General features: G+C 43.3%; 10 protein-coding genes. 2 read left to right on the plus strand and 8 right to left on the minus strand.

Features of this window, described 5'->3' with window-relative positions; genetic code table 11:
• Positions 1-39: 39 nt before the first annotated feature.
• The 8 genes from nuoE to acs form a co-directional block, all read right to left on the minus strand.
• Positions 40-543: an NADH-quinone oxidoreductase subunit NuoE gene (gene nuoE, locus AB1401_08880; protein MEW6615563.1), complete on the minus strand. Its 504-nt coding sequence runs from the start codon at positions 541-543 to the stop codon at positions 40-42.
• 351 nt (positions 544-894) lie between these two features.
• Complete coding sequence (locus tag AB1401_08885) at positions 895-2856, minus strand: cache domain-containing protein (protein MEW6615564.1); 1962 nt, start codon at positions 2854-2856, stop codon at positions 895-897.
• 48 nt (positions 2857-2904) lie between these two features.
• Positions 2905-3714: a hypothetical protein gene (locus AB1401_08890; GenBank protein ID MEW6615565.1), complete on the minus strand. Its 810-nt coding sequence runs from the start codon at positions 3712-3714 to the stop codon at positions 2905-2907.
• Positions 3715-3737: 23 nt separating this feature from the next.
• Positions 3738-4793 (minus strand): AAA family ATPase, encoded by a 1056-nt coding sequence (locus AB1401_08895; protein MEW6615566.1) that lies wholly within the window; start codon positions 4791-4793, stop codon positions 3738-3740.
• Positions 4794-4819: 26 nt separating this feature from the next.
• Positions 4820-5185 carry a response regulator gene (locus AB1401_08900; protein MEW6615567.1) on the minus strand — a complete coding sequence of 122 codons (366 nt, stop codon included), beginning with the start codon at positions 5183-5185 and terminating at the stop codon, positions 4820-4822.
• Positions 5178-7601 carry a PAS domain S-box protein gene (locus AB1401_08905; GenBank protein ID MEW6615568.1) on the minus strand — a complete coding sequence of 808 codons (2424 nt, stop codon included), beginning with the start codon at positions 7599-7601 and terminating at the stop codon, positions 5178-5180. The genes AB1401_08900 and AB1401_08905 overlap by 8 nt, the downstream gene beginning before the upstream one ends.
• A 68-nt stretch (positions 7602-7669) precedes the next feature.
• A complete protein-coding gene (locus AB1401_08910) occupies positions 7670-8968 on the minus strand; it encodes an OFA family MFS transporter (protein ID MEW6615569.1) in 1299 nt (432 codons plus the stop codon).
• A 105-nt stretch (positions 8969-9073) separates the two neighbouring features.
• Positions 9074-11038 carry an acetate--CoA ligase gene (acs, locus tag AB1401_08915; protein MEW6615570.1) on the minus strand — a complete coding sequence of 655 codons (1965 nt, stop codon included), beginning with the start codon at positions 11036-11038 and terminating at the stop codon, positions 9074-9076.
• 450 nt (positions 11039-11488) lie between these two features.
• On the opposite strand from acs, the gene AB1401_08920 reads away from it, so the two are divergent.
• Together AB1401_08920 and AB1401_08925 are read left to right on the plus strand one after the other, a co-directional pair.
• Positions 11489-12712, plus strand: coding sequence for a cache domain-containing protein (locus tag AB1401_08920; protein ID MEW6615571.1), 1224 nt, complete (start codon positions 11489-11491; stop codon positions 12710-12712).
• Between the two features lie 6 nt (positions 12713-12718).
• The gene (locus AB1401_08925) at positions 12719-12937 is read left to right on the plus strand and encodes a CBS domain-containing protein (protein ID MEW6615572.1); all 219 of its coding nucleotides are present in this window, start codon (positions 12719-12721) and stop codon (positions 12935-12937) included.
• Positions 12938-12956 lie beyond the last annotated feature (19 nt).

Genomic DNA, 12956 nt, shown 5'->3' on the forward strand with positions numbered 1-12956 from the left:
GATCCTATCGGGGTAGCTGACTTTTCAGGATGAACTTGATTAATCATAATTCTCCAAAATTTCAGGTATCTTTGTTGGTTTAACCTGTCTGAAGGTATTATTATCGATAACCATTGTTGGGGCAAGACCACAGGCACCCAGACAACGCACAGTGTCCAGGGAAAAACGCCTGTCATCTGTTGTACTCCCGGGGCAAACTCCTAGAATTCCCGAAAGTTTTTCCATGTTTTTTTTGCCCCCTCTGACATAACATGCCGTTCCAAGACAGACCCTTACAGTATGCCTTCCCCTTGGAACCATCGTAAAAAAAGAATAAAAGGTGATAACCCCATAGACCTCGCTAAAAGGAATCCTGAGTCCGGTGGCGATCCTTCTCTGTATGGATTTAGGAAGATACCCGATGGTTTCCTGTATCTCCTCCAGAGCAGGTATTAGTGCCCCAGGTTTTCTAGCGTATCGCTCAATGATGGTATCTACAGAAGCCAGCTCTTCTGCAGAAAATTCTTGTTCCTCAACTATTTCTGATGTCACATTCTCCACCACAGAAATTACCTCCTTTTAAGAAGTTACAAAAAATGCCCACTTTGTCATTGCGAATCCCGATGAAATCGGGATGAAGCAATCTCTGTGCTTTGCCCTGAGATTGCCTTGTCCCGACTTGTCGGGGAAAGCGAGTTTTTCAAAGTCTAATATTGTAAAAACTCCCTGTCCTTTTTGAACTCAAGAATTGTGCCAAAAGGGAACTTATTTGATGAAAAAAATAACCAGTTGAAAAGACAGGTTAAATTGGCTGCCAATTATCACAAGAGAAAAGGATTGTATGGGGGAACGACCTTTCTTGTAAACATCCAGTTTACACTCTGTCAACTGGCGGATACTTTTTTTAGCGATATGTTAGCTCGCGTCCTCTGGTGTGCCAAAGGGTAATGTAAAGATGAAGTTTATCCACTTACCAACTTCAGATTCTGCCCAGATTACACCTCCGTGCTTAGTAACGATATCCTTTGTAATAAAGAGGCCCAAGCCTGTACTGCGTGACCTTTCGGGTTTGTCCTGCAATCGTACAAACTTCTGGAATAGCTGCGATATCTTGTCGGAGGAGAGACCTTCTCCCTCGTTCCATACTTCAAATCTAAAGTTTTTCTCTTCTCTCTTAAAGCCTAGCCTTATTTTCCCGTTATGGCAGCCATACTTCAACGCATTGGTAAGAAGGTTTTTATAAACTATTAGAAGCAGATTAGGGTCTCCCATGATTGGCAAAGTTTCTGGCAACTCATTCTCGACTATAACGGATTGCTCAGCAACTGTTTGTTCTAATTCTCCCAGTACGGGATTCACAACGTCACTAATTAAGTCAATTATTTTTGCTTCAACCTTTAATTCTCCTCTCTCTATTTGTGCCAGGTTGAGGTAGTTACGGGTCATTCTTACGGCTGAGTCAATATTACGCGAGATGCCGTGTATAAGAGCTCCCTGCTTCTCGCTCAAGGGACCAATGAGTCCTGCATCGAGCGCACGCGCTGAAGTGTAGATTACTCCCAGTGTGTTTTTCAATTCATGCGATACAAATCCTAACATATCAAGGTAGTTGGCATTTAGCTGCTGCAGTGAGGCATTAGTATCCTCCAGTTCTATATTGGCAGCTTTAAGTTTCTCTTCCCGGTCGTGCAGACTCGATGCCATTGCATTGAAGGTGCGGGTCAAATCTCGGATCTCATCGTCTATCAAAGGCTCTTCAACCCTGAGGTTGAGGTCCCCTGTTGCTATTCCTCCAGCAGCATCTGCCAGGCGTCTGAGGGAGCCAGTTAGCCGACGTGCGAAGATGAGGCCAACAGCAAGCACAAAGACTGCTGCACCAAATGAAAGACCTCCATAGAATTTCCATAGAGCCAGTTTTATGTCATTGTATTTTTTAGCAAGGACACCAACATAAAGAATACCTATTACCCTGCCTTCGATGTCGTGAATAGGGTTATATGCGCTTATGTACCAATCATTGACAACGAAGGCCCTGTCATACCAATTGAGGTTATTTTCGAGTACTTTATCGTAGACATCTGCACTCACACGGGTACCTGTTGCCCTGTTTCCGTTTGCGAATTTTACATTGGTGGCGATGCGGGTATCCCACTGGAAGATCGTTACGGTGCCTAGGTATCGACCATCGTAAATTTCGTCTTCAAAAACGATGGATCTGATTTTGTCAACAAGCGCATGATTTCGGTTGAGAAGAATGCCAGCATGGAGTGCCCCGAGGATATTACCATTTTCATCGTAGATGGGGGCGGCAGCAACAAGCGCCATGCCAGCCGACTCGGAAGTCTTCGGACGGAACTTTGCCTTGGGTGTCGGTTCAAACACGATGAAGGCACGTTCTTCGAGATCACCACCTTCAACTCGAAGTCTTCCCGGGCTGAGGATGGCAAATCCGCTCACACTTTTACCTTTTAATGCGCTGCTGACAAAGGGGTCGTTAGTTAGATAATCACCCTTATTATATGGTTCAACGGTGCGAACGATAACCTGTCCTCTGGCATCGGTAAGGGATAAAAAATCGAATTCGCACTGTCGTCTCACGGCTTCAAGGGATGCCCGGTGGATCGGAGAATCTGGTGCGTAGTAGGCACTCTCAACTCGTCTGCCAGTACCAAGCACACCTACAAAAAGGTTTAATTTGTCAAGTTCACCCTGAATAACATTCCATGCTGAGCGTAGATCAAGGTTCACACGGAGCTGTGCCTCGTTTAATGTAGTGCGATTGATAAGCATTGCTCCAACCAACGCCCCCAGAATTCCAAACAATGCTATGATCAGTACAAAATTCAGGAAAACTCGCTTGCTCAATTTTATTCGCATATATGTTCACCTCATAGTTTTTATACAGGTTGATTTTTTACGACTTCATCAATACTGAGCATTGGGAAAAGTACAAACTTTTCGAGGCTTATCAATCATTTTGTACATTTTTGGGGAAAACCATGCCCCTTCAAGTATTTCGTCGTCAATGTCATTGAAGATGCCATCGTGGATTGCCCAACTTCGCCCACGGATGGACCTGTGAAACCCTGCCTGTCGAAAGGGAGAAGAGCCATTCAACTTATCATGGAGGATGTTCCCGGAATGAAAAAGTTCCTGAATGCGTTTCATCCTCAGAAACCCTTCAAAATAAGAAAAGCCATACATCTCATAAATGATCGCGTTATGATAGAAAAGGGCATCTAAGACGATCGACTTTATTCCCATAATCCTGGCGAAGTGCTCCAGACAATTGATAAATTGGCCGGTTAACCTGAGTCCTCTTCTAACCTGGCCCGGAGCTAAACCAGCTTTCATAGCTTTTACCTCTTCATTTATATTTCGGGATGCCCGTCCAAAAAGTGTATCCTTACCCATCATATCAACATCAGTGTTAAACCTATCGCTATCAGGATCATTCATAATTATAAAATCGAGACAGAGCTGGGTTCTGTCCGTAGTGTCAGATATCTGGGAAAAGAAGACACAATCATGGTCTGTTACCTCCCGCTTCACTTCGACAATGGCTGCATTGTCTTTAGGCGGACAATAAAATCGAACCAGGCGCTCTTGTCTTTCATTAATGAAGAGAACCGGGCTAATGCGATAACGATGAAATATTGAAGGTGGAATTATAACGCGATAAAGACCTTCTTTTTCAACATCTGAGAGGTGACTTATTTTATATATCCAGGACATGTTCTCGCCATCAGGGATTGAGTTTAAATAACCTGCCTTACAATCTTTCGGATAGCATCTTCCTCACCCATGAGTTGAAGAAATCGTTTAAGCTTGTAGACATCTTTATAAGTGATATGTACTTGCTGATTCTGAATCCTCTCCATGGTATTAAAGGTATCGTAGGGAGCTGAAATCAGCGGGATGCCAAAGTCCTTGCAAGTATTGATTACAATGGGAGCCGGCTTTCGTCCCCCGGTCAGCAAAATGCCAGTAACAACAGGGGTAACAAAATGTACAGGTGAATTATCCACTGTTGGTCCAAGAAGGATAATTTTGTTAAAAATCCTGCAGAATAAATTTAACGAACCCTGAAGGTGAGTGGAACTGATGGAGGTACTTTCCACCAGACTATCCATGTGTTCTTTTCCTGTCAGCACATCGCCCTTAACGATATCAACGATGTGACGAATGGTTAAACAAGCCAGGATCCGATCTTGGGGTACAACAAAGACAACGGGCAGCCCTCTTTCCTGAAAGAGGGGAACGAGTTTTCGGCGGACAGATTCCAGGCTATCAGGTGAAACCTGATTGATGATTACGATCTTGACCCTTCCGTTCAAGAATGAATTTACAGCCAGTACTGAATATATAGACATGCTATCACTCTGAAATTTATCGACCAGCAAAACCGGAGAGTCAAACTGGTTTACAAGATTACCATCGGGTAAATAAGGGGAGTTAGAGTCATAAAAAATTTGCTCTGACCCCATAATTACAAGAACATCTTTTTCTTCCTTTACAATTTCATAACTTTTTTTGATGTTTTTAATCTGTTCTTTCCTGGTGGCTTCATCTCCTGGAGATTCTTCCGGGACAACCGGAGAGATGAGTTCTAAATCTTCCTGAAGATAAAGATACTCTTTCATTAAAAGGGCATCTTTATCTATTATTCGTCCGTCCTTAATCATGGGACGGGTGACAAAGGGCTTAAAAAAACCTGTCCGCATACCTTTTGAATGAAAAATCTCTGCCATAACCCATGCTGCCAAACTCTGTCCCGATTGGTTACCCGTGGAACTAACGAAGACTTTATGCATTTTCTTTTCCCGGTTATAAAAACTATTTATTCCAAAGAATTTTTAACCAACTCAAGGAGACGCTGAGGTGAGATGGGTTTTGGCAAAAACAGGTTGGCACCGGCATCGATACCCTTTTGCGTATCCTCCTTGCTGCTTTTGGCTGTGAGTATAATAATGGGAACAGTACGGTATAGTTCCATTTCCCTGATTTTTCGGCAGAGTTCGAAGCCATCAATACCTGGCATGATAATATCCAGTATCATAAGGTCGAATTTCTCCTCACCTACCTTTTCCAGAGCAATATGACCATTCAAGGCGGTTGACACCTCGTAGCCACAGGGCTTGAGCAGCTCTTCCAGGGCTATCAAAACAAGCTCATCATCATCAACGACAAGAATCTTTTTAGACATTGCCTGTATTTCCTTTCTCTATTGATTTGTTGCTGCCAATCGCGGGCAGGATGACCCTGAAGGTAGTTCCCTTTCCCACCTCGCTGTCTACTTCTATCCTGCCTCCATGCTTTTCTACAATACCATAGCAGATAGAGAGACCAAGTCCTGTCCCGCTCCCCACTTCTTTAGTTGAAAAGAATGGATCAAATATCTTGTACCTAATCTCTGGTGGTATGCCCGGGCCTGTATCGGTAAACGAAATAACGACTTCCCCTGGAGCTCCATCTTTATGTCGGTAAAAAGAACGGATTATGAGTTCCTTATCTGATTCCTGCTTATCTAAGGCATCCCTGGCATTACTGATGATGTTTAAAAAAACCTGTTCGAGTTGAGAGGCGCTTCCTGTTACATCGGGTAATTGGGAGGAAAAATCCTTTACTATTTTAATATTGTGATCGAGGAGTTGCTGTTCAGTTATAAGGAGAGAATTGTTTATCGGTATCCTTATATCTAAAGGTTCAAAATGCGTTTCCGTTTCTCTTGAAAACTCCCGGAGATGGTTAACAATAGTGGCGATACGATCATTGCAACGACCTATCAAACCTATCAGTCTTTCATTGGGGCAGTCTTGATGGAGATTCTCTCTGATACGATAAAGGATAGTCTGAGATGCCATGAGGGGATTGTTTATTTCATGTGCCACACCTGAAACCAGATCTCCCAGTTCCCGCATTTTAGCGCCCTGAATAAGGGATGCCTCAGCTTTCTGGAGATCTGCCTCCAGCTTTCTTTTTTCGGTCAGGTCCTGGAAAATACCCACCGTTCCTATGGTTTCCCCCCTAAAATTTTTTAAGAGGGCGGCAGACGTATTGATGGGGATTTCCCTGCCATTCCTGTCAACCAGAGTCATCTTATAATTGCTGAATTTATGGTCACGACGGAGGCTGCTCATGATCTTTCGAGCATCGGCTATTCCCTCCAGATAGAGAATAGAAACGTGTTTACCGATAACTTCCTCCTTTTTAACATGAAGAATATCTTCCAGTCCTCTGTTAATACGGGTAAGAACCCCTTTCTGGTCAGTTGTTATAATCCCATCTACCGAGCTTTCGAGGATATTTTCTAAATAGTCTTTTGTCTCTTTTAATTCTTGTTCCAGACGTTTTCGCTCGGTAATATCCCGTGATATTTCCAGATATCCAAAAAGTTCACCCCTGGCATTCTTCATAGCGGTTATCACTGTCCTGCCAAGAAATCTTCCGCCGTCCTTTTTCCCTCGCTCTGCCTCTTTTTCTATTGCCCGTCCCCTTCGCAATCCTTGCAATTCTTCTCTTTCAAGGAGGCAATCCTCGCTATTAGCATAAGTCTTGGAAATATTCTCTCCGATCATTTCTTCCCTTGTCCACCCGAAAAGGTTTCTGGCGCCCATGTTAAATTCCAGGATTTCTCCTTCAATATCAATGGCAACAATTGCATATTCAGTGGAACTCTCTAAGATGTTGGTCAACAGTGTCGATATTTTTTTATATTCTTCTTTTGAATCTGCGAGTTCCTGAGTCCGCTGAGCTACAGCCTGTTCTAAATTTTGGGTGTATTCCTGAATCTGTTCTCCCATACAATTAAAAGAGTGTGCCAGTTGACCGATTTCATCCTGTTGTGAAATGTTAACCCGAAGAGAGAACTCCCCTTCTGCCATTCGGGATGAAACTCTGGTCAACTGCAGAATTGGACGAGTTAGAAAACGTGCCAGTATAATCATGAATATCAAGGCTATTCCCAGGCTGGTGGTAGTTAAAATGATAACAGTTTTTTCAGTATCATAAACTGCCTTGAAGATTTCCTCCTCATAGCTCCCTGCTGCTATAATCCACCCCAATTGGGACAGGTAGCGAAACTTCACAATTTTTATCCGGGAAGAGGTTTCCCCCAGTTCCACATTAATCCATGGGTAGCGAATTTCTCCTGTCTTTGATTTTCCCGAGGAGGTCGCCTTTTCAATCATCTCCCTGATAAAATAATTGCCCCTGGAGTCCTTCCAGTGGCTAATATTTTCCCCCTCCTTCGTGGGATGGATGATTAGATTACCCTGCCGGTCAAGTACGTAAGCATAGCCGGTCTTTCCGATAACAATACTTTTCACAATTTCCCTTATCTTGGAAAGCTGGGTGGGTAGAATTAAGGAAGTATTTTCTACGGCTGATAAGTTGGTTTCACAAAGGGCATAAAGGGTATTAACGATATTTTCCAATTTCTGATCTTCCCCTGCTTTTAGAGCTGAACTGAACTCACTTGTTGCGAGGAAAGAGAAAAAGATCAAGGGGATGATAACTAAAAGGGAGATAATAAAGATGAGTTTGTTCCTGAGTCTCCAGTCAGAAAATTTTTTCATGGGCAAAGGTGGGATAAGAAAGCTATGGTTTATCCAGAGCTTCATAGCTTAACTGTTATATTTGTTAACATATTGTTAAAATATATTATTTAACGAAAAAAATCTACCTCTTTTTATTTATCTGCCAGATACTCAGATTTATAGCCCTTCAATGTAAAAGTGAGAGAGGCACCAATAATTAACATAATCCCGGCTATTACAAACGAAGATGTAAAACTTCCTCCACTGGCAGCCTGTAACATCTGGGATACTCGGCTCAACACAAATCCGCCAACGCCCCACGCCGTAAAAATAATACCGTAGTTTATCCCAAAATTTTTTAGCCCGTAGAGGTCCTTTGCAAATGATGGAAAAAGCGATAGATTTGTTCCGTAATTGAACCCGATGAGGGTGGCAAGAAGTATAAGGACACCAGCATATGTGTTCTCAGAACTCACAATCGGAATGGCTGCAAACATTAAAACGGCCTGAAACATAAGCATAATAAACAGAGTAAGACTACGACCAATTTTATCTGAGAGCATTCCTGCAATTATACGTCCGGCAGCATTTCCAATAGCCAGGATTGCAACAGCCACAAATGCAGCTTCCCCCATACTTTTTTTTGCCATTCCAGCAACACTGCTGATAACCATCAAACCAGCCCCTGACCCTATAAAATATATAAACCAGATAATATAAAACGAGGGTGACTTCATCATCTCTGAAGGCTTAAAATCTCTTTGAGTCAGGACTGATTCCAATGGTTTCTCAGCTTTGTCTTTTCTGTCTATACCTTTATATAAAGAAGGGGCTGGATTTGAGGGTAAAAATCCAGCCGGTGGATTTACAAGTTGCGTTGCAAGTCCACATACAACAACAGTAAATGCAATCCCGAAGAACAGCATAGCATTTTGCAGCCCCCATATACTCAGCAGATATTCTGAAAGCGGTGCGATATATACAGATGCAAGGCCAAACCCAGAGACTACCAATCCTGCAATCAGCCCTGTTCTGGCTGGCGGAAACCACTTGAGTGCAGGCGGGGTTGCAGCTGAGTAGCCGAACCCTATTCCAGAACCAGCCAACACGCCAAAACCAAGAACCCAACTTATATAGCCTGTTGTCTGCGAAATCCATATAAATCCGATTCCTACCAAAATACCACCAATCATTGCTGTCAACCGAGGGCCAAACCTGTCCTGACACTTTCCAGCCAGAATCATCATGAAAGCAAAAACCAGGCAGCAAACAGAGTAGGGGTCATTAAGTTGAACAATGTCCCATTTAAAGCTCCCTTCTCCGCCAGTCTCAATCGATTTTCTTATCGCACCCTTAAAAATACTCCAGGTATAGAGAATTCCTAGAGCCAGATTAATCCCTGTACCAGAAAACGTAACAATCCATCCCCTGTTCTTAATTGAGCTTGCCATAGTCTTGTTCCTTTCTTCTGTTGCAACGGAAAATACCTCATTGAGCATGGTAGGGTGGTAAGGAAGGAGCCCGGAGGGCCTGGGCTCCTTTAGGTTATTTGCGCTTTATAGACGTTTCTTAATAAGGACGTCCACCACACTTGGATCGGCAAGGGTAGTTGTATCCCCAATATTTGATATGTCCCCTGCAGCAATCTTCTTGAGGATTCGCCGCATAATCTTGCCGCTTCTCGTTTTGGGCAGTGCATCCGCATAATGAATTTTATCAGGAGCGGCAATAGGGCCGATCTCTTTTCTCACATGGACAATTAACTGCTTTTTCAAGTCATCAGTTTGCGCCACTCCCAATTTAAGAGTCACAAAGGCATATATCCCCTGGCCCTTCAATTCATGGGGATAGCCCACAACCGCTGCTTCAGAAACCGTAGGATGGGATACCAGGGCACTTTCGATCTCTGCTGTCCCCATCCTGTGGCCGGACACGTTTATTACATCATCCAGCCGACCCATCACCCAGAAATACCCATCCTCATCCCGCCTTGCCCCGTCTCCAGTGTAGTAAATGCCGGGGAAGCGGGTGAAGTAGGTTTTATGGAAAAGTTCATGGGCTCCATAGACGGTCCTCATCATACCAGGCCAGGGTTTTTTTATGCAAAGGTAGCCCCCCTCATTTTCTTCAGCCTCAGAACCGTCTTCCCGTAACACCACAGCATCAACACCGGGGAATGGCATGGTAGCTGAACCAGGCTTGGTCGGTATAGCCCCTGGTAGAGGAGTAATGATAATGCCTCCGGTCTCTGTCTGCCAATAGGTATCTACAATGGGGCAGCGTTTTTTTCCAATCACCTCATAATACCAAATCCATGCCTCCGGGTTGATGGGTTCACCCACTGTGCCCAGCAGGCGAAGACTGCTCAGGTCACGTTTGTCAGGCCATTCATTTCCTTCCCTTATCAAGGCACGCAATGCCGTGGGAGCGGTGTAGAATATGTTGACCCTGTATTTTTCCACGACCTTCCAGAATCGGTCAGGCTCAGGCCAGTTAGGTACTCCTTCGAACATAAGGGTAGTGGTACCAATTGACAACGGACCATAAACAATAAAGCTATGTCCTGTCACCCACCCGATATCTGCCGTGCACCAGAAGATGTCCTCATCCCTCACATCAAAGATCCACTTCATGTTGGCATGGATATAAGTGAGATATCCTCCGATAGTATGGAGTACCCCTTTCGGTTTTCCGGTGCTGCCACTGGTATAGAGAATGTAAAGGGGATCTTCTGCATCCATGACTTCTGCTGGACAATCGGTATCAGCCTCTGCCATTAATTCATCCCACCAGAGGTCTCTTCCCTCTTTCATAGGGGTATCTTTATCAATCCTCTTTACCACAACCACCTTTTTAACATCCGGACAGTCCTTGAGTGCATCATCAGCATTTGTCTTAGAAGAAAGGGTTTTGCCGCTTCGGTAACCGTAATTGCTGGTAACGAGGAAGGTGGCTCGACAGTCGATGATTCTATCCCGTAAAGAGTCAGCACTAAATCCCCCGAAAACAACGCTGTGAATAGCACCTATTCGGGCGCAAGCCAGCATAGCAATGGGAAGTTCCGGTATCATAGGGAGATAGATGGTAACGCGGTCTCCCTTTTTTACCCCCAGTTTTTTCAGAACATTGGCGAATTTACAGACCTCAAGGTAAAGCTCTTTATATGTGAAAGTGCGGCTTTCTCCCTCTGGCTCCCCTTCCCAGATTAGAGCGGTTTTGTCTCTCCTGGGGGTGTCAAGATGTTTGTCCAGACAGTCTTTTGATGCATTGATCTTTCCATTAATAAAAAATTTTATATCAGCTTTGTTAAAATCCCATTCCCAGAATTTGTCCCAGCGCTTATCCCAAAGCATGGAATCTGTTATCTTTTCCCAAAACGCCTCCGGATTTTCCACCGATTCCCGATGCATCTTCTTGTATTCATCCATACTTTTCACTGCCGCTTTCTGTTTGAACTCATCCGACGGTTCAAATACACGATCTTCAGCCATCATTGAAGTAATGGTTTTTTCCTCTGCCATAATTAACTACCTCCTTTAGTAATGTTAAAGCCAAGAACATATACCGCTTTATTGGTCTGGTTGGGAGTGCTTTTCTGTCTATTAATGAACTCAAGAATTGTGCCAGAAGGGAAACGTATTTGATGAAAAGGAATAACCAGTTGAAAAGATAGGTTAAATTGGTCAATGCCTATTAACAAGAGAAAAGGATTGGATAGAAAAGACCTTTTTTGTAAACATCCAGGTTACACCACGTCAACTGGTGATTACCTCCAAAAAAAAGGATTATGATACAGTCTCCAGGGGGGGGAAATTACTTTTTACTCCGCTTTTATAACAGCAGGCTTAAGCCTACTGTTGTTTAAACAGCCGGGGGAAACTTCTTTTCCCTGTTACTCCGCTTTTATAACAGCGGGCTTAAGCCTGCTGTTGTTTTCCCCCACGTTACTGTCACCCTGAAGATTACACCCGATGCTTTCATTCTGGAAATTGGGGATAATAAAAAAACAAAAAATCCATATATCTAAGAGGGTTATCAGTTATGCTCCTCTATTGATAATATTTGGCATATATCTTGAATTGATAAAAACTTCAAGCCCCTTTTTTTGTCAAAGAAACGGTGTGCTGATTCAGGAAAGATTGTACCTGGGGGTAAAAAAATGGCTTCTGGTGACGCAATACATGGAAATAAAGGGTAGGGCTAATAACAAAAACAGGGAGAGACGGCGTAAATCGCCCTACTCGATATTGTATAGAAGATTTATATTTATAACGCTGATATGTTCACTTGTTCCCCTTCTCATGATAGGTTGGGGTATTAACGTTTACTATTCGAGGTTTTCCATGCTCCGTATGATGGGTTCTTTTCAAACACAGGTGGACAATCATAAAAGGATTATAGAGTTGTTTTTAAAAGAGCGCAGTTCTGACCTCCAATTAATTGTCCACACCCATTCTCTTAACTACTTACAGAAAGAAGCGAATCTCATCCATATTTTTCATATTATGAACAGAGACCATGGCTCTTTTACTGATTTGGGGGTCATCGATGAGAGGGGCAGACAACTGGCATACATTGGCCCCTATGATCTTATTGATAAAAACTATTCGGAGACATTCTGGTTTAAAGAGGTTATGGAAAAAGGGGTTTATATAAGCGATATGTTTATGGGATTTCGTAAAATTCCTCATTTTATCATAGCAGTTACCTGCACCGAAAATGGGAAAAAGTGGATATTAAGAACTACCATAGATACAGAAACCTTCCGTTCCCTGATTGAAAACGTTAATATTGGCAAAACCGGAGAGGTTTATCTCTTAAACCGGGGGGGCTTTTTTCAGACTAGTCCCAGATTTAGCGGTAAAATTATGGAAAAAGCTCCTTTTCCTATAGAGCCTTTCCATGAAGATACCAAAATTCGCATTGTAGAATCCAACGCTAGAAATTCAAAGCAACGTCTTTCCCGCCATATATTGGCTCAGGCATGGCTTAACGAGCCACAATGGATGCTGGTAGTAACGCAGGAATACTCTGAAGCGTTTAATGATATCAAGCATGTCAGCCATATAGCATTAATCTTCCTCCACCTGAGTGCTCTGTCTGTCCTGCTTATTTCCATTGCTGCCACAAGATACATGATCAAGGCGATAAAGAAGCGTCATGGCGAAGGGGATGGGTTGATACGAAATCTGTAGGTGATAATGAAGGAAAAAAAAGTAAAAGATATTCTTCTTCCCTTTAAGGAAGGCACGCCGCTTTCTCCCTCAGTGACTCTAAACGATAAGATTATACATGCCATTGAGTTGATGGTTAATAACAACCTCAAGTGTATTACTGTAACAGAGAATCAAGGGCCAGTGGGAATGGTTTGCCTTAAAGATGCTTTGCAGGAGATGGGGCTAAAGGTTACAGACAAGTAGGGGCACGGCGCACCGTGCC

It is taken from the genome of Thermodesulfobacteriota bacterium (assembly GCA_040757775.1).
Taxonomy (GTDB): domain Bacteria; phylum Desulfobacterota; class UBA8473; order UBA8473; family UBA8473; genus UBA8473.